The organism is Vibrio tubiashii (genome assembly GCF_028551255.1).
GTDB classification, from domain to species: domain Bacteria; phylum Pseudomonadota; class Gammaproteobacteria; order Enterobacterales; family Vibrionaceae; genus Vibrio; species Vibrio tubiashii_B.
Window position 1 is genome coordinate 1,088,114 of the sequence record NZ_CP117030.1, and the last position, 18,500, is coordinate 1,106,613.

At 45.3% G+C, this 18,500-nt stretch carries 13 protein-coding genes; 11 read left to right on the forward strand and 2 right to left on the reverse strand.

What is annotated here, in order from left to right; all coding sequences use genetic code 11:
- Positions 1-276: 276 nt before the first annotated feature.
- The 6 genes from LYZ37_RS20350 to LYZ37_RS20375 all read left to right on the forward strand — a co-directional run bounded on the left by LYZ37_RS20350 (position 277) and on the right by LYZ37_RS20375 (position 8,360).
- Positions 277-1,509 carry an L-lactate MFS transporter gene (locus LYZ37_RS20350; protein WP_004745674.1) on the forward strand — a complete coding sequence of 411 codons (1,233 nt, stop codon included), beginning with the start codon at positions 277-279 and terminating at the stop codon, positions 1,507-1,509.
- Between the two features lie 63 nt (positions 1,510-1,572).
- A complete protein-coding gene (locus LYZ37_RS20355) occupies positions 1,573-3,186 on the forward strand; it encodes a VRR-NUC domain-containing protein (protein WP_272787362.1) in 1,614 nt (537 codons plus the stop codon).
- A 110-nt stretch (positions 3,187-3,296) separates the two neighbouring features.
- Positions 3,297-4,049, forward strand: coding sequence for a response regulator transcription factor (locus tag LYZ37_RS20360; protein WP_272787363.1), 753 nt, complete (start codon positions 3,297-3,299; stop codon positions 4,047-4,049).
- Complete coding sequence (locus LYZ37_RS20365; RefSeq protein ID WP_272787364.1) at positions 4,046-5,380, forward strand: sensor histidine kinase; 1,335 nt, start codon at positions 4,046-4,048, stop codon at positions 5,378-5,380. Before LYZ37_RS20360 ends, LYZ37_RS20365 begins: the two co-directional genes overlap by 4 nt.
- Before the next feature lie 157 nt (positions 5,381-5,537).
- Positions 5,538-7,448, forward strand: a complete 1,911-nt coding sequence (locus LYZ37_RS20370; RefSeq protein ID WP_272787365.1) for a TonB-dependent receptor domain-containing protein — start codon at positions 5,538-5,540, stop codon at positions 7,446-7,448.
- A gap of 9 nt (positions 7,449-7,457) precedes the next feature.
- Positions 7,458-8,360 (forward strand): siderophore ABC transporter substrate-binding protein, encoded by a 903-nt coding sequence (locus LYZ37_RS20375; protein ID WP_171319736.1) that lies wholly within the window; start codon positions 7,458-7,460, stop codon positions 8,358-8,360.
- A gap of 40 nt (positions 8,361-8,400) precedes the next feature.
- On the opposite strand, the gene amt is transcribed toward LYZ37_RS20375, so the two are convergent.
- Together amt and LYZ37_RS20385 are read right to left on the reverse strand one after the other, a co-directional pair.
- A complete protein-coding gene (amt, locus tag LYZ37_RS20380) occupies positions 8,401-10,293 on the reverse strand; it encodes an ammonium transporter (RefSeq protein ID WP_272787366.1) in 1,893 nt (630 codons plus the stop codon).
- A gap of 199 nt (positions 10,294-10,492) precedes the next feature.
- Positions 10,493-10,951: a hypothetical protein gene (locus LYZ37_RS20385; RefSeq protein ID WP_272787367.1), complete on the reverse strand. Its 459-nt coding sequence runs from the start codon at positions 10,949-10,951 to the stop codon at positions 10,493-10,495.
- A 261-nt stretch (positions 10,952-11,212) separates the two neighbouring features.
- Between LYZ37_RS20385 and LYZ37_RS20390 the strand changes: the two genes are divergently transcribed.
- The 5 genes from LYZ37_RS20390 (at position 11,213) to LYZ37_RS20410 (ending at position 18,470) form a co-directional block, all read left to right on the forward strand.
- The gene (locus LYZ37_RS20390) at positions 11,213-13,570 is read left to right on the forward strand and encodes a fatty acid cis/trans isomerase (protein WP_272787368.1); all 2,358 of its coding nucleotides are present in this window, start codon (positions 11,213-11,215) and stop codon (positions 13,568-13,570) included.
- Between the two features lie 39 nt (positions 13,571-13,609).
- A complete protein-coding gene (locus LYZ37_RS20395; RefSeq protein WP_004745669.1) occupies positions 13,610-13,798 on the forward strand; it encodes a hypothetical protein in 189 nt (62 codons plus the stop codon).
- A 165-nt stretch (positions 13,799-13,963) separates the two neighbouring features.
- Positions 13,964-15,712, forward strand: a complete 1,749-nt coding sequence (locus tag LYZ37_RS20400) for a formate--tetrahydrofolate ligase (protein ID WP_272787369.1) — start codon at positions 13,964-13,966, stop codon at positions 15,710-15,712.
- A 141-nt stretch (positions 15,713-15,853) separates the two neighbouring features.
- Positions 15,854-17,743 (forward strand): DUF294 nucleotidyltransferase-like domain-containing protein, encoded by a 1,890-nt coding sequence (locus tag LYZ37_RS20405; RefSeq protein WP_272787370.1) that lies wholly within the window; start codon positions 15,854-15,856, stop codon positions 17,741-17,743.
- 7 nt (positions 17,744-17,750) lie between these two features.
- The gene (locus LYZ37_RS20410) at positions 17,751-18,470 is read left to right on the forward strand and encodes a 3'-5' exonuclease (protein ID WP_272787371.1); all 720 of its coding nucleotides are present in this window, start codon (positions 17,751-17,753) and stop codon (positions 18,468-18,470) included.
- The last annotated feature ends 30 nt before the right edge of the window (positions 18,471-18,500 follow it).

The following is an 18,500-nucleotide window of genomic DNA, read 5'->3' on the forward strand; positions in this document are numbered from 1 at the left end:
GGGAGAGCCTTTTCATATCTCTAACCCGCTTCCTTTCACTCTCTTTCCAAATGGTTTCACACCAAAACATATTATTAAATTGTGAACATCAGTATCGATTGATTACACATATTTAACTTCTCAAAATTAATTACTTAATCTGTTAAAAAAGAGATTCCAATCACACTAAATTTGGTTATAATTCGCGCCCATTGCGCTTTATGTTGATAAACGCAAACTTAATTTGAGTAATTGAACTGTTAACCGATCCTCTTTCGAGGAAAAACGAGAAGAAAAATGAGCAAGATTGATAAAGCTATGCGCATCCTGCTAGCGGGATTCTGTATCAACCTTTGTCTTGGCATCCTGTATGCTTGGAGTGTATTCAACAAGGCATTAGTGACCGAGTCAGGTTGGAGCGCAGCTGAAGCTTCAGCGCCTTACGCAACAGCAACGATCACTTTCTCTATCTGTCTTCTGGTTGCTGGTATCCTGCAAGACCGTATGGGCCCTCGCTTGATCCTTATCCTAGGTACTGTGCTAACAGGTCTAGGTATGATCGCATCTGGCTTCGTTGATTCACCACTTATGCTGAACATCACTTTTGGTGTTATTACTGGTGCAGGTATCGGTTTTGGCTATGCATGTCTTTCTCCTTCTGCAATGAAGTGGTTCCACGCGTCTAAGAAAGGTATGGTTAACGGCATTATCGCGGCAGGCTTTGGTCTAGCGGCTATCTACTTAGCGCCGGTGACTTCTGCACTAATTACAAGCATGGGTATCCAAACCAGCTTTATGATTCTTGGTGTTGGTGTCCTTGCTATCGCTGTACCTTTAGCTGCAACCATCAGCAACCCACCAGCAGATTACACGCCTGCTGAACCAAAAGTAAAAGAAGGCCAAGCTCCAAAAGTGGTTAAGAAGTCTGACGACCTAACTTGGAAAGCTATGCTTAAAACGCCTCAGTTTTACTCGCTATGGATCATGTACGCGTTCGCAGCTTCTGTTGGTCTTATGATCATCGGTAACATCACGACTATAGCAAGTGTTCAGGCAAACCTACCAAACGCGGTTTACCTAGCGTCTATCCTAGCGGTATTTAACTCAGGCGGTCGTGTTGCTGCTGGTATGCTAGCTGATAAAATCGGTGGCGTTCGTACTCTACTTCTAGCGTTCGTTCTTCAGGGCATCAACATGGTTCTGTTTGCAACCTTCAACTCTGAGTTCACGCTAATCATTGGTACAGCTATTGCTGCAGTAGGTTACGGTACTCTTCTAGCAGTATTCCCTACCCTAACCGCTGAGTTCTACGGCCTGAAGAACTACGGTACTAACTACGGTGTACTTTACACAGCATGGGGTATTGGTGGTGCAATCGGTGCAGCAGTTGTTGGCTTCTCAATGACTAACGGTGAAGGCTATGGTCTTGCGTACACTATTTCAGCAGTGATGATGGCAGTTTGTATCGTACTTGCTTTCATTACTCGCCCGCTATCTGAAGCGAAAGTAGCTGAGCTTAAAAACGCTTAATAGATTGAATTACTAGCGAAAAGGCTTAACCTTAGGGTTAAGCCTTTTTTGTATCTAGCCGTTATGCCTGATCCTATCGAACTTGCCCCTGACTATTATCTTCATAATTTCACCAAGCTAATTACTCATGCTTTAGACTGGTATCCTGATCTGCTAACTGAAAGTGAACTCAACTGGCTACGCAGTTTCAAGCAGCTAGACAAAAACTCTCAATGTTTGCTTGTTCGACTACTATCTCGCAAAGGTGAGTGGTTTCGCTCTGATAGATTAAACTACCCTGAAATCGGCGATATCACACCTTGTCTAGAGTCTCTGCAACTCGGCGACTTCATTACCATTAACCATGATATTTGTGCTTTAACGCTTGCCTCTGAGTTACTAACAAAGCCCGAGCTGTGCTCATTGTTTACCTTCTCGAATAAGACAGCTCGCAAGGAGGTGTTGTTAAACCAGATCGTTCAGGGACCATTTACCCGTTTTGATGACATTAACTTTGTAGTAATCAGACTTAAGCAATCTGAGGTTATTGATGTCTTACTCGCCCTGTTTTTCGCTAACACACACCAAGATCTGAGTCAGTTTGTTCTTGATGATTTAGGTCTGCATCAATTTGAAAACTATCAGCTTAGCGATGAGCGCCGATTCTTTTCCTCACGGACTGAGCTTAACCAGTTACTACACCTTTCCGATTTACATGACCGTTATATAGACTCCGATAGGAAAGACGCATCTAGCTTATTGGCTCTGCTGGGCGAAATAGAGCACCCATTCAGTCATAACTATATAGAACGTAAGCGTCAGCACTTGATCAACGATATGTCGAGAGATCTAGAGCGGCTAGGAAAACTAGAAGAGTGCCTAGAATGGTTTGCGAAAACTTCCCTTCCACCATCGCGCGAGCGTCAAGCGCGAGTCCACGATAAACTCGATAATATTGATGAAATGAGTGACGTTGTCACTGAAATATTACTCCAGCCTGTGGATGTGGCAGAGTTAGAAACTGCGCACAAGCTTGAACAAAGGCTTAAACGCAAACAAGGGCTTCGAGTCCCAAGAGAGAAAAAGCCAGATATTCACGAATACCACTTAGATTTAGATCTTTCTCAGCAGCGAGTAGAACTCGCAGTAAAATCGCATTTTGAGCAGCTTGGTTATCAGGTGTTCTATGCCGAGAACCTCTTGCTCAATGGCTTGTTTGGCTTGGCATTCTGGGATGTGGTATTCGCTCCGATAGAAGGTGCTTTTATTAACCGCTATCAACATCGCCCGTTGGATTTGTATCACGCCGATTTTGCCATCAAGCGTCAAGCTTTGATTGACCATGTGATCCACACTCTAGAGCGTGATGGACTAAACGCTCTTGTCACCACTTACCACCAGAAATATGGCTTGGCGAACCCATTTATCCACTGGGCTGGCTTTGATCTAGAACTGCTAGAGGCTTGCATCAAGCACATTCCAAACCATATGGCGCTGTGCCTGTTTAAAGTGATGCTAAAAGATCCCAAACTCTACCGTAGTGGCATGCCTGATCTCATTCTCTTCAAACAAGGTCAGTTTGAATGGGTTGAAGTCAAAGGTCCCGGAGATAAGCTGCAAGATAATCAATGGCGTTGGTTTAAGCACTTTATTGAACTTAAGGTTCCATTTGCTGCATGCTACGTGTCGCAAGAATAACGAACACTTATACAATCTCAGCTTCTTGTTAATGATTAGTATGCAATAGGATTGCATCTACCCCTTCTTTTATTGATAATAATTAGCATTATCAATAAAAGGAGTTTGTTATGTTTGATGGCAGCGTTAACTCGTCTTCATTTGACAGTAGCGAGATAACTCATACAACGAGTGCCAGCGCCCCCTCGATTCTGCTAGTGGAAGACGATGAACTTCTTAACAAGCAACTCACTGCCCTTCTGAAAAGTCGCTCTTATAGTGTGACTAATCTTATGTGTGGCGCTAAAGCACTGTCAGCATTGAGTCAAAGTCAGTTCGACCTTATCATTCTTGACGTTAACCTTCCTGAGGTTGATGGGTTTGGTCTGCTTAATTATATTCGAGCGCATTCCAATACCCCCGTTATCATGCTCACGGCTTTTGGTGCCGAGGAACATCGTATTCGTGGCCTGCAATTTGGCGCAGATGACTATATCAGCAAGCCGTGTAATTTCACTGAAGTGAGCTTACGCATCGATGCTATTTTGCGTCGCTCAGGTTACAACTCTTCTCCTAGCTCTAACCGCTACCTTGAACATCATGAGCTCAAACTCGATCGCCACGAATATGAAGTAAGCGTACAAGATGCAAACAAAGTGACGCTGACACCAATCCAATTCAAACTACTGTGGACTCTCGTACAAAATCACGGAGTGGTTCAAAGTAAACCCTACCTATATCAAATGGTTCTAGAGCGTGAGTTCAGCCCTTATGATCGCAGCCTAGATATGCATTTAAGCCGAGTTCGCAAAACCTTAACGGCAATGGGTATGCCGCACGATCGCATTCAAACTGTCCACGGAAAAGGCTACTTAGTAAGATGAAAAAACTACTATTTTGGCGATTGTTTATTGTTCTCGCTCTTGGCGGTGTCATGTTCTTTTCATTGCTGCATAGCGCTGCCATTCTTTCGAATGAAAAGATGAGCTACATTGATAAATCTCACCAGCAAGAGATCCTCGATTGGGGTGCGCATGTCCAAGACTTGTTGTCACAAGGGAAACACGACGAGCTCAACTCATGGCTAGAACAACTATCCATTAAAGAAAATACATGGGCGACGGTGCTTCGCTCTCAAGTTGACGTGGTAGCAGGTAATCCACTTAACCAACGTTTTTGGTCAGGCTATGGTATCGGACGCAATGTTGAATGGAAGATCCACCTTTACTTCCCTGAAAACCCAATCATGGAAGTCGGACTAGACCCATTTAACTATCATTTTCTGGTCATCCTTCCAGATAGAATGAGACCGGGGACTTATATGTCACACGCATTTTGGTTCTTCCGTTTCATACTTCCATTCACGGCCTTGCTCGCGCTGACTATCTATATTTATCGCTACATCATGAGGCCCTTACGTCACTTCCACAAAGCGACGTCTGAATTTAGCCAAGGCAACTACGATGCCCGTATCGCTGACCGCTTTAAGCTTGGTAATGATGAGCTCAGCCAGATAGCAAAAACCTTCGATATGATGGCAGAGCGCACCTCTAATGTTATTGAGCACAATCGTAATTTGATCGCGGAAATGTCCCATGAAATCCGTACGCCGTTGGCACGTGTCGAAATGGCAACGGATTGTGTTGAGAATCAAATTGACACAAGTGAGATGGTGAAAAGGATCCGCTCAGAAACCAAAGCAATGCGGCAACTGGCTGAAGATACTCTCACTTTAGCTTGGCTAGAAAACGAACGACCGGAGTTAACCAATGAAACCTTCGATGTGATCGAACTCATCGAGGCAATTGTTGAAGATGCTCAGTTTGAATACCCAAACAAGCAGATCTGCTTACAGTTGCCAGAGCAAGTTGAGCTGCAGCATTCAAATCAACGTGCATTAGCTCAAGCTATTGAAAACATCATCCGCAATGGCCTGAGATACACTCCAGAAGGCGAAAGCCTTAACATCATTGGCAGTGCGACAAGCGAGCACTTCAAGCTGATTATCTCTGATAGTGGCCCGGGACTAGACCCTATGTTAACTAGCAAAATCTTCCGGCCTTTCTTTAAAGCAGACAATGACATGGGTTCGCGTAAAGGCTTCGGTGTTGGTTTAGCTCTCGCTAAGCGACATATAGAAGCAGTCAAAGGCTCGATCGAAGCAAGGAACAAACCTTCTCCGGGACTTGATATGGTGATTGTACTACCCAGCTAATCTCGTTTACTTGGGTAGAGTTAATTCCTCTACCCGCCTCATCAACTAGTAAGCCGAGCTCATTTGTAACAGTTGTAAAACTCATTTACTCACTCAATCAATAACCGCAAAATCCTTCTCGATAATAATTCTCATTACCAGTGGAGGTTACGGTCAGATGGATACCGTATTCAAGTTAAGCCCTATCGCACTATTACTCGCTACAAACTTTGCTGTAGCCGATGACACAATAGAGACCATAGAAGTCTTAGGTCAGAAAACCCTAGGCGTTGATGCAACAATCACAGCAGATGATTTAGCAAAGCAACAAGCCCAAGACCTCAACGATATCTTCCGTAAAGACGCAGAAGTTAAAGTCGGCGGATCTTCCGGAATCTCACAAAAGATCTATGTTCGTGGTCTAGAAGATACCATGCTCAATATCTCTATTGATGGTGCCGAGCAGTCAGGCAATCTTTTCCACCACCAAGGTCGCCTTTCTGTCGAACCCGAGTTACTTAAGCAAGTTGATGTGAGTGCGGGTGCTGGGCGTGCGACAAATGGCCCGGGTGCGTTAGGTGGTGCGATTCAGTTTAAAACCAAGGACGCCCATGACCTACTCTCTTCTGGCGACACATTTGGCGCTCAAGTAAAAGGGGGCTACTACACGAACAACAAAGGTTATAAAGGGTCAGCAAGCCTGTATGGTGAGGTTTCAGAAAACCTAGGGCTTCTGGCTTCGTTTGGCTACCAAGATACAGATAATATCGTTGATGGTCACGGTGAAGAGCAGCCTTATACCAAGTCAGAACAAAAAGTCGCTTTACTGAAGTTATCTGGCAACATCAACAGTCATCACTATATCTCACTCGCCTATGACTATCGTGATGACGACAGTACGCGCTTAAACCGTCCCCACTTCCAGCCAAGTATTAAAAACGAACCTCTTAAACAGGAAGCGGACAGACAGACTATCACCGCCAATCACGTCTATACAGAGGGTGATCTCATCAAGATCGACACAACGGTGTACACCACGGAAAACCGTATTGCTCACATAGACCACCCAAGATGGGGAACCAGTGAGGGAACAATTAACACCTTCGGCGGCAAAGTCTTCAACACCGCAACATGGGCAAACAACTCCCTAATTGTCGGTGCTGATTACAAGCAAGATAAGAACAAGTTAAAAGGCTCAACCAATACCTACACGGAAAAAGGCACTGTGTACGGCTTATTCCTTCAAGATGATTGGAATGTAACCGAATCACTGTTGCTATCTGCTGGTGCAAGATACGACTGGTATGAACTCGATGACAACCTAGATCAGAACTTCGAATCGAGCGATTTCAGCCCGAACGTTTCTGCGAATTACCGCTTCGACAATGGCCTAAGCGTCTTTGCTGGCTATGCTGAAGCCTTCCGAGGACAGCAAGTTAAAGAAAACTTCATATTGGGCTCTAACGAAAACTCTCCGGCACGTGGCCCAGAGCGAGCGAAAAACATTGAATATGGTGTCAAGTTTGCCAACGATATGTTCAGAGCGGGTGTGACTGTCTTCGACACCACTATCGATGATGTTGTCGCGTTCGATTACAGCGTGCGTAAGTATGTTAATGCAGGCAAACTCGAAACCTCAGGGGTAACCGCAAACGTCGGGCTAACACTAGAGAGCTTTTTTGCCACGTTAAGCTACAACCAATCAAAGCCAGAGCTTAATGGAAAACCTTTGAGTGACGATAACATGACCTTGGGTACGTCTGTTGGCGATACTTGGCTGTTAGATCTTAACTACCTTTGGAATGAAAACCTTGAGTTTGGCTGGCATGTCACCTTGGTAGAAAAGCTCACCGATGTCGCCGATCCTAAGGTAAACCCAGAGAAGCCGGGTTACGATGTCCACGACCTATACGCTCAATGGCGTCCACTCAGCGACGAGGAACTCATTCTCACCGTATCGGTTAAAAACGTGTTTGATAAGTACTACCTCGATCATGGTTCTTACCACGAATACATCGGAAGCCCTGTGGCAAAAGGTTACGCCAATGCAGGTCGTGACTTCCGCTTTAATGTTAGCTACGCATTTTAGGAGCTTGGAATGGATTCGATAAAACAATTACTCGCGATCATCGGCTTCGCTATCTTTAGCCCTTTGGTGGGTGCTGAAACGATCACGGTTGAACACCCAATGGGTCAAACAACGCTTGAGTCTAACCCTCAAAGGGTTATCGTTTTAGGCATGGATACCTTAGATGTACTTGATAGTTTAAACATCGAGCCCGTTGGCGTGGTAAAAGCGCCAATGCCGCAGTATCTACATAAGTATCAAAGCAGTAAATACCCTGCTGTCGGTTCTTTGTTTGAACCGGACTTTGAGACGATTTACACCCTGAAACCAGACTTAATCATTGCCAGTAACCGCAGCTCAGAGTCTTACTCAGAACTGACAAAAATTGCACCAACCGTGGTGTTTATGGCTGACCCTGGTAACTACTGGGCAACCACACAAGAAGCATGGCGCATGCTGGGTAAGATCTTTGAAAAGAGTGACCAAGTAGAAAAAGTTATCGCGGAAAAGCAACAGCAGATTGATGCTATTAAAGCGAAGACAACCCCGGCACATCAAATCATGTTAGTCATGACCAATGGGGGCAAGTTGACCGTGTTCGGCGCGCAATCTCGCTACAGTGCTTTGTATAAGCTTTTCGGTTTTTCAGAAGTTACCGTTAATGAGGAAAATAAAACTCACGGTGATTTGATTAGCTACGAGTTTATTGCAAACGCCAATCCACCCTACTTGCTAATCCTCGATAGAGATCAAGCCATTGGACGTGATTCTGGTGAAGCCTTTAAAAAGCTCAATAACCCTTTGGTAGCGCAAACGGGAGCCGCTAAGAATGGCCACATCCACTATCTTAACCCGCATGCTTGGTACATCTCAGCCAGCGGTATTCAGGCGACACAATTTATGATTGATGACGTAAACGCCGTGTTGAATTAATCCATCACTAAAGAGCCAGCCAGTATCCACTGCTGGCTCTTTACTCAGCAAACTCAGAGAAGAACATCACTTGATTTCGCCCTTTTGACTTAGCTTTAAATAGCGCTCGATCCGCTTCGTCAAACAAAGCGGTGTGAGGCAAGTTGATTCGTCCGTCCCACAAAGCGCCACCAATACTCACAGTAACAAAGTCACAATCGGCATGAGCATGAGGTATTTCTAGTTTCTCAACCTCATTGCGCAATGCTTCGGCAACTTTTTTAGCCTCTTCAATCGTGGTGTTACGCAGAATAAAAGCAAACTCTTCTCCCCCTATTCGTGCGAATACATCTCTTTTGCGACTGGTAATTCGGCTCAATGCCTGACAAATATTTTGTAAGCAGTAGTCACCAAGTTGATGCCCATAGTGGTCGTTATACTGCTTGAAATAATCAATATCCAAAATCAGCAAAGCAAAATCTTCGTCACTCTCATGACTCTGGCTCATGGTATTTTCCATCGCCTGTTCATAAACTCTGCGGTTCGCTATCCCTGTTAGTGGGTCTAGGCTCGCCATGCGCAACAACTCTTGCTCTTTTTTACGAAAATGCTTGTTGGTGCTATCCAGCAAATAGTTATAGGTCATAGAAAGATTGGAATAACTTGAGCCGTGGTCAACTTCAAGGTGCTTCTCTTCATCATGGTTTTTGACGACACGATCAAACTGTTCCATCAAATCGATCAGCTCATCCTTCATACCATGTTCGCCAAAGTTAAGCCCTATGGTTTCGGTTTGAGCCGACACGCGGAGAGGATGAAAATGGTTGATGAGCTTAAGTAGTGGATAGCTCACCCCAACCACCCAGACAGCAGTAGATGCGATACCCGTCAGTTGGATTAATAGCTGATCAATTCGACTACCAGCATTGAGCTGCTCTATTGGCGCAAACAGCGCGACTGCAAGAGTGCCCCACACTCCGCCACCCAAGTGAACCGGGACGGCTGACACCACGTCATCAAGTCTTAGCTTCTCTAATAAGCTTACCAGTATCACACTAATACATCCGCCAACTGCGCCAATAGCAACGGCACCTGCTAAGTTAGCAATATTGGCACTGGCAGAGATAGAGACAAGGCCAGCTAAAAGCCCATTTAATATGTAACGCGTACCTCGCATGGAATGTATATTCCACGACAACAGCAAAGCACTAAAGCCACCGGTACAGGCTGATATCGCCGTATTGGAAAATATCTTGGCTAGATTTTGATCGGGGTGAATTACGCTGCCGCCATTGAACCCGAACCAACCAATGAAAAGTAGAAAGGTGCCAAGTGCAGAAAGGGGTAAGTTTTGGCTGTACATTTCTCTTGGCTTGCCATCTTCGGCAAAGCGACCTAAGCGCGCACCGACAACAACAATAGCGACCAGAGCAATCCATCCACCAACAGAATGAACCACTGTAGAGCCCGCAAAATCAATGAAACCGCGCTCGGCGAGCCAACCCATTCCTGTCGACTTAATGTGGGTGCCATTCCAAATCCAATGACCGACGACAGGAAACAACAAGGTCGCGGTAATTAATGAGCTGATTAGGTAACCTGAGAACCGCATCCGTTCGGCCACCGCGCCGGAGAGAATGGTTGCAGCGGTACCACAAAACATCATTTGAAATAGAAAGAAGGCAAGAAGCAGTGGCACGGTTTGCTCTGACAAGACAAACAAGTCCGTTCCGATCCATCCGTTCCAGCTTTCCCCATACATAAAGCCAAAGCCGATTAACCAATAAAACAGGCCGCTGACACAGAAGTCGGCAACATTTTTCAGCGAGACATTGATGTTGTTTTTGTTACGAACCAGACCACTTTCAAAGCAAGTAAAACCCGGCTGCATCAGAAGAACTAATGCAGTACACAACAGAATCCAGGTAATGCTTATCGTCTCGCTTTCGATCATAACTATGCCCAAAAAGCTGGTCGGTTATACCTTTAGTATTATCCGAGCATAGTTAAGTGACCGAGTATTCTCCACTTTTCAGTCGTGGATTCATCAGTAACCGATGAGAAAGGAGCAAAAGAAACGGATTTCTCCATAAGGTAGAGATTAAGTACCCTAGTCGATTGTTTAAGACTTGGGACAACTCACCTACATGTCACTAATCAGCGATCTCGTACACAGTTTCACCGGTTTGCTTTAAGTGGGCAATCACCCCTTTACGAGTGAGTTTGTTTTCCGCCAGAAAGGCCGCCAACTCTTCTGTGATTCGACCGATTGTTCGAACCTCAAAGCACTGATCACCTTTGCGAATTTTATAAGCTCCCAGTTTTTTCTCACTCTGTTCAATTTTATCAAACAGATACTCTTTACTGATTCCAGCATCTTTGAGTAACTGATAAGCTACTTCCAGTACAGCTTCACTATTAACCTCAATCAACTCATCACAGGCGGTATTAAACTCTTTTCTCACCTGTTCAATCGTTTCATTGTCAGAGTTTTCAAGTAACATTTTAAAGTGCTTACTTTTATATGAAACTATACTTGGCATTTCAGGTATACGACCATCTTCCTTGGCGATTATATCAATAGAATTAGGGGAAAGATTATCAACACTCACAATTACTCAACTCACAAAACTAAATTGTATTACATTAAACATTTTTAAATACTTTCAGTCAATACTATTGAAATTTGAATTCATTTATCGGTATTGCGGTGCGAGTCGTTGTTGATTTAATCAGGAGCGAAATACGACAGCCCGTAACCTAAAACTAATCATTTTCTTTGTCATTTTTGTCAATTGGGCAAAAGTATTATTTGCCATTATTGAAGCCATCTGCTGCAATTAGTCCATTGAATAATCAGTACAAGTATCCAGATGAATTTACGTACATTTTTGATGATGGCAGTGGTATTAACGTTCGCTGGCTGTGCCACTTATGCTGGGCTAAATTACGACCAGTTATTTGGCGAGCCTAACGTGCAGGAGCGCCGCACTGATGTGAATAGCGCAGAAAGTGATTTCTTCCTTACCGAAGTTAAGCCCATTATCGATAAACGCTGTGTTGTCTGCCACGCTTGTTACGACGCCCCATGTCAACTCAAGATGTCCTCTGTTGAAGGAATCGATCGCGGTTCAAGTAAAGAACTCATCTATCAAGGGACTCGCCTAACAGCAGCCACACCTCATCGACTATTTGAAGATGCTCAAACTACTCAAGAATGGCGCGATCTTGGTTTTAGCCCAGTCCTCAATGAACGCGTACAAAATCCAACCGCCAACTTAGAAGCCGGACTGATTGCTCGCATGCTGATACAAAAAGAGGCTCACCCGCTACCAGATCAAACTCAACTCGAAGGGTTCGATTTTTCAATTGACCGCTCTCAAGTTTGTCCGACGATTGAAGAGTATGACCAGTACTTACAGGACTACCCGACTTGGGGTATGCCTTATGGGATGCCAAACCTCGCTTCCAACGAATACTCCACGCTGATCAGTTGGCTACAAGATGGTGCGATAATGAATCAGCCGCTGCCTTTAACGCCAGAGCAAGCACAGCTAGTGATCGAATACGAAACATTGCTCAACAAAAGTTCTCGTAAGGTTCAGCTTGCTGCTCGTTACATCTACGAACATCTGTTTTTGTCGCACTTATACTTTTCCGACTTAAACGAACAGCAGCCACGCTTTTTTACCTTAGTGCGCTCAGCGACTCCACCAGGCCAACCAGTGAAGCGCATTGCGACTCGTCGACCGTATGATGAGCCGGGCGTTTCTCGCGTTTATTACCGCTTGATTCCAGAGCAAGGCACCATTGTTGATAAAACTCACATGCCATTTGCCTTGAATGAAGAGCGAATCAATGATTGGAAAGAGTGGTTTATCGACGCGGATTATGATGTTGCGAAGCTACCTGGCTATACCCCAGATATCGCCGCAAACCCTATGACAGCATTTATTGATATTCCAGTTAAAGCGCGCTTCAAGTTTATGCTCGACAATTCCCAGAACACGATTAATGCCTTCATCAAAGGACCAGTGTGTCGTGGGCAATTGGCGCTAAATGTTATCAATGACCGCTTCTGGGTGTTCTTCCTCGACCCAGACAAAGCAGATATTCCTGAAGTGAACGAGTTTTATCGCACGCAAGCAGACAACTTAAAACTGCCTGGTGAACTTGAAAGCAATACCTTACCCGTGACGAACTGGGTATCTTATTCAAGGCAGCAAGCGCGTTATTTACAAGCAAAGTCTGACTTTATCAATCAGTGGTTTGAAGGCGGTAAACATCTAACCACCGATGTCATTTGGACGGGAGAAGGAACCAATCAGAATGCAGCCCTTACGGTATTCAGGCACTTTGATAGTGCTTCTGTTGTTCAGGGCTTAGTCGGCACTCCCCCAAAAACAGCTTGGGTACTAGATTATGCTCTCATCGAACGTATCCACTATTTACTAGTGGCTGGGTTCGATGTTTACGGTAACTTCGGCCATCAGTTAATGACGCGAATGTTTATGGATTTCTTACGCCTAGAAGGCGAAAGTAACTTCGTTGCCCTCCTTCCTAGAGAGATGCGCCATAAAGAACACTCAAGCTGGTACAAAGACCAAAGTACTCAGCTTAGTGACTTCTTACAACGTAACGTTAAGCCGTTTGATCAACCGACACAAGTGCCGTATCAGACAGACGATCCAAAAGCTGAGCTCTATGATATTTTGCAGACTCAACTTGCTCCAGTACTGACTAACCGCTTCAAAATCGAGCAAACGGGAATGAAACTGGAAAATGAGCAATTGCTACGCAGTATCGATAATATCAAAGGCAAAGGGCTTATCTATCTGCCTCAGATAATGATGTTAATGATTGAGTCTGATAGCGGTAAAGATCAGCTCTACACCTTGCTGCACAATAATGCTCATACCAACATTTCCAGTCTATTTGATGAAGAAAGTAACCGCGATCCGGCCAATGATGATCTTACTTTGGTTCGTGGAGTGATCGGCAGCTACCCTGCTGCGTATCTATCACTTAAAGAACAGCAAGTGCCAAAACTGGTCGAAATGTTGAAAAATATTTCGAGCGAAGAAGATTACGTTAAGCTGTTGGATACCTTTGCAATTCGTCGTAGTTCTGACCAATTCTGGCCGTTTAGCGACAGAATTCACGCATGGTACCAAGAGGATCAACCTATCGAATTTGGCCTGCTTGACTACAATAGATTTGAGAATAGGTAGAACCGTTCAACTGCGCATGACACGCTCAGGGAGGTGACTATGGGTATCAATGACAGCATTAGAGCTTTAGAACAACAAATTTATGTTGCCTGCTCAGAAGGTGACTACGACACCGTACAGATGCTTGAACATCAGCTTGATAGCCTTAGAAACAAGGCTGAACATCCGTTTGATGATGATCCTTATGCTCCTGAAGGGAAAATAATCCCTGAAGATGACTGGTACTAACGAAAACGCCCCATCGTAATTTACATGGGGCTTTCTTTTGCCCATCGCCCATGGCACACGTATAATCCACTCTCCTACAATCAGAGCTTTACAAAGCAAATTTAATCGCTATTATTTGCACGCAAACGATTGCCTCACTTTTTATGTGTCTATTTTGAGGGTTTTATGCTGTCTGATATTGAGATCTGTCGCGAGACAAAACTACACCCAATTTCTCAAGTTGCTGAGCGTGCCGGTTTGCATGCCAACGAATTCCATAGCCAAGGAAAGCACAAGGCTAAAGTAAGTTTGCACAGTCTCAAACGTCTGCAGGAAAACTCAACTGGCAAGCTTATTCTGGTTACCGCGATTACGCCAACGCCACTTGGCGAAGGTAAAACAGTGACGACGATTGGCCTGTCTCAGGGCGTTGCCAAACTCAAACGTTCAGTCATGGCATGTATACGCCAACCTTCAATGGGCCCTGTATTTGGTGTCAAAGGTGGCGCGGCGGGCGGCGGTTACTCTCAGGTGGCTCCAATGGAAGAGCTAAACCTGCACCTTACAGGTGATATTCATGCGGTTACCGCAGCGCACAACTTAGCCGCAGCGGCCATAGATGCGCGTATCTATCACGAGCAACGTCAAGGCTATAAAGACTTTGAACAGCGCAGTGGTTTGACTGCCCTCAAAATCGACCCTCAGCGCGTTGTCTGGAAGCGTGTCATGGACCACAACGACCGAGCACTTCGTATGGTTACTGTCGGTCAGAATGAAGCCAACAAAACGATTAATGGCTTCGAACGCCAAGATGGATTTGATATTTCAGCCGCTTCCGAGCTGATGGCGATTCTTGCTCTAGCTTCTGATTTAAAAGACCTTCGCGCTCGCATTAGCCGTATAGTTGTTGCTTACGACATCGAAGGCAAACCTATCACCACGGAAGATTTGCAGGTCGCGGGTGCCATGGCAGTCAGCATGAAAGAAGCGATTGAGCCAACCTTGATGCAAACCTTAGAAGGCGTTCCAACGCTTATTCACGCAGGTCCGTTTGCCAATATTGCTCACGGTAACTCATCGATAATCGCTGACAACATCGCGACAAAACTGTGTGATTACACTGTGACTGAGGGCGGGTTTGGTTCAGATATGGGGTTTGAGAAAGCGTGTAATATCAAAGCTCAAATGTCTGGTAAATCACCTGATTGTGCGGTGATAGTGGCTACAATGCGTGGCCTCAAAGCGAACTCCGGGCACTACGACCTAAAACCAGGTCAAGCGATACCTGATTCGCTATTTGAAAATGACGAGAGCGCCCTCATTGCAGGCTTCGAAAACCTAAAATGGCATATTAACAACGTCAACAAGTACGGTGTGCCTGCGGTCGTTGCGATCAACCGCTTCCCGCAAGATAGTGACCAAGAACTTCAAGCGCTAAAAGCTATGATTGAAGCGTTACCAAATGATGTCGAAGTCGCTATCAGTGAAGGCTTTGCCAAAGGAGGTGACGGCACAGTAGAGTTAGCAGAGAAAGTCATCGCACAATGTGACAAAACTGCCCACTTCAAACCTCTGTACCAATTTAGCCAGACAACCGAAGAAAAACTGATGGCTGTTGCTGAAGCCGGTTATGGCGCTTGTGGGGTTACATTGAGCTACCAAGCAAGAAAACAACTTGATGAGTTAAAACAACACGGCTTTGATGACTTAGCGGTTTGCCTTGCGAAAACGCCGCTATCTATTTCTACCAATGGCAGCATCAAAGGCGCGCCTTCTGGCTTTGATGTTCCAATCCGCGAACTGAGACTGTGTGCGGGTGCGGGCTTTGTTTATGCGCTTTGTGGCAATGTAATGACAATGCCGGGCTTACCAGAGAAGCCTGCGTTTATGAATCTCGATCTCGATGACGAAGGCAATATTATTGGCTTAAGCTAACCGCGATTGACCAACGAATTCTCGAAGAGGCTAAGTGATTAAAACTTAGCCTCTTTTCTTTAGCGCAATCTCGACAAGTCATGCAGTCCACCACAAGATCATGTACCATTGAAACATTACTCGAACAGACCGGATGTTTTCATGGAAGCAGAGTTATTGGAAATTAAAAATTTCCTATCCCAACACCCACCTTTTGACGAACTCGAAGACGATGTACTCAACTATGTCACCAAACACGTTGAGATTTCTTACTACCGTGAAGATACGCCTATCATCCACTTCGGCGATGAAATCCACGATCTCTATATGGTACGAAGTGGTGTGGTTGAAGTTTATCGACGCAAAGGCGAGCTCTACAATCGTCTTGATGAAGGGTCCTTGTTTGGTCAGATGGGTCTACTGACAAACAACAAAGTGCGTTTCCCTGCCAAAGCGATAAAAGATACTCTGCTCTACTGTATTCCTGAGGCAGTCTTCCAAGAACTCTATGACGAGCATGAAACCTTCGCTGATTTCGTTGAGGTAGAAGATACCGCGCGTTTGCGTCAAACCGTCTCTAATAGCAGTGAACAAAACGACCTGACGACATCCAAAGTAAGAACCCTGCTTACCAGTGAAGCGCCAACCATTCCAATGTCTGAAACGATTCAGAACGCGGCAATCAAAATGGCGGAAGAAAACGTATCTTCACTACTCATCATCGACCCAGATATTGCACAAGATGACGAAGGTGATAACAACCCGCTGGTTGGCATCATTACCGACCGAGACTTATGTACTCGCGTACTCGCTCAGGGGCTAGATCCAAGTGATGACGTGTCAACGGTGATGACCACAGAGGTGATTTCACTCGACCACAACGCTTATGTGTATGAAGCCATGCTGACGATGCTGCGTTATAACGTTCATCACCTTCCTGTGCTAAAGGATAAGCAGCCGATTGGTATCATCGAGGCCACAGATATTGTCCGCTACGAATCTCAAAACTCTCTGTTACTGGTGAGTACCATCTTCCAGCAACAATCAATTGAAGAACTTTCTACCCTCTCTGAGCAGGTAAAAGACAGCTTCGTGCGTTTGGTGAATGAAGACGCCAACTCACATATGGTGGGAAGCGCGATGTCAGTAATTGGGCGAAGCTTTAAGCAGCGAATCATTGAACTCGCTGAAGAAGAGCTTGGTGAACCACCGGTACCATACTGCTTTGTTGCACTCGGCTCGATGGGTCGAGACGAACAACTGCTGGTCACTGACCAAGACAATGCCATCATTCTTGATAACACCTTTGTCAAAGAGCAACACGACAGTTACTTTGCTCAGCTAGCAAAAATTGTCTGTGACGGCTTAGACAAATGCGGTTACACCTACTGTACTGGCGACATTATGGCAACCAATCCCGATTGGCGCATGACTCGTTCCGAGTGGGAGGAGTGTTTTGCCGATTGGATTGATGATCCAAACCCTAAAGCCCTACTTAACGCCTCGATATTCTTTGACCTTGATGGCGTCTATGGCCGCCTAAAATGGGCTGAACACCTCAACGGGTTTATTGTGCGCCGTTCACGTAAGAATAATCGCTTCCTTGCCTGTTTAGCCCGCAATGCAATGAACCGCACTCCTCCGCTCGGCTTCTTTAAAGACTTCGTGATGGAGAAAGATGGCCAGCATAAGAACTCCATCAACCTCAAACGTCGTGGTACAGCGCCATTGGCGGATTTGATTCGTGTACATGCGCTTGCCGTCGGCTCTCGCTCTAAGAACTCTTTTGAGCGACTAGATGATATTCACGAGGCGGGTATTCTGCCTAAAGGCAAAGCTCGTGACTTGAGTGATGCACTTGAGTTTATCTCTATGGTGCGGATTCGCCACCAAGCCCTAGACGTTGAAAACAAGATTGATCCTGATAACAACATCGAGCCGGAAAATTTGTCAGATTTTGAGCGCCGTAATTTGAAAGACGCATTCCAAATCCTGAGTAACGCGCAAAACTTCTTAAAGTTCCGTTACCAAGCGAGCAACAACTTTAAGTGAGGTGGCTATGCTGAAAAAAATGATGACTCCACCCTCTATTGATTGGCAAACCAAGTTCAGCCGTAAGTTGGAGGTCGCCCAGAACGATGCTTTAAAGCAATATTATCAAGCGGGAGTCCCTGCCCCTTCGACTCCGCTTGAAGAGGTCACCTTTCTTGCTATGGACTTTGAAACCACCGGGCTTGATTCCGACGAGGATGACATCATTACCATAGGTACTGTGCCATTTAATCTCAATCGCATTTTTATCAATCAAGCGCAGCACTGGACCGTAAAACCTCGCAAGCAGTTAGCAGAAGAGTCAGTCGTCATACACGGGATTACCCACACCGATGTGTTAGACGCACCAGATCTGATTGGCGTTTATGAAGAGATACTTGCCCAGATGGCAGGTAAGATCATGGTGGTTCATTACCAGCGAATTGAGCGTGAGTTTTTTGATAAAGCGCTTAATGCACGCATCAAAGAAGGCATTGAGTTTCCAGTTGTCGATACCATGCACATCGAAACTCAGTTGCAGCAAAAAGCCAGTGGCGGGATTTTAAATAAGATACGAGGGAGAAAGCCTGAATCGGTAAGACTTGGAGCTAGTCGCTCTCGGTATGGTCTACCCCTCTACACGCCACACCATGCATTGACCGATGCGGTGGCGACAGCTGAACTTCTGCAAGCGCAAATTGCCCATAACTACGATAGAAGCCTGCCTATCAGCCAACTATGGATTTAGTCTATTCCTAGCTCGGATTAAAAAAGGGAC

Coding starts and splice junctions, on each gene's coding strand:
- LYZ37_RS20350 (WP_004745674.1), top strand. CDS start 277: ATGAGCAAGATTGATAAAGCTATGCGCATCCTGCTAGCGGGATTCTGT.
- LYZ37_RS20355 (WP_272787362.1), top strand. CDS start 1,573: ATGCCTGATCCTATCGAACTTGCCCCTGACTATTATCTTCATAATTTC.
- LYZ37_RS20360 (WP_272787363.1), top strand. CDS start 3,297: ATGTTTGATGGCAGCGTTAACTCGTCTTCATTTGACAGTAGCGAGATA.
- LYZ37_RS20365 (WP_272787364.1), top strand. CDS start 4,046: ATGAAAAAACTACTATTTTGGCGATTGTTTATTGTTCTCGCTCTTGGC.
- LYZ37_RS20370 (WP_272787365.1), top strand. CDS start 5,538: ATGGATACCGTATTCAAGTTAAGCCCTATCGCACTATTACTCGCTACA.
- LYZ37_RS20375 (WP_171319736.1), top strand. CDS start 7,458: ATGGATTCGATAAAACAATTACTCGCGATCATCGGCTTCGCTATCTTT.
- amt (WP_272787366.1), bottom strand. CDS start 10,293: ATGATCGAAAGCGAGACGATAAGCATTACCTGGATTCTGTTGTGTACT.
- LYZ37_RS20390 (WP_272787368.1), top strand. CDS start 11,213: ATGAATTTACGTACATTTTTGATGATGGCAGTGGTATTAACGTTCGCT.
- LYZ37_RS20395 (WP_004745669.1), top strand. CDS start 13,610: ATGGGTATCAATGACAGCATTAGAGCTTTAGAACAACAAATTTATGTT.
- LYZ37_RS20400 (WP_272787369.1), top strand. CDS start 13,964: ATGCTGTCTGATATTGAGATCTGTCGCGAGACAAAACTACACCCAATT.
- LYZ37_RS20405 (WP_272787370.1), top strand. CDS start 15,854: ATGGAAGCAGAGTTATTGGAAATTAAAAATTTCCTATCCCAACACCCA.
- LYZ37_RS20410 (WP_272787371.1), top strand. CDS start 17,751: ATGCTGAAAAAAATGATGACTCCACCCTCTATTGATTGGCAAACCAAG.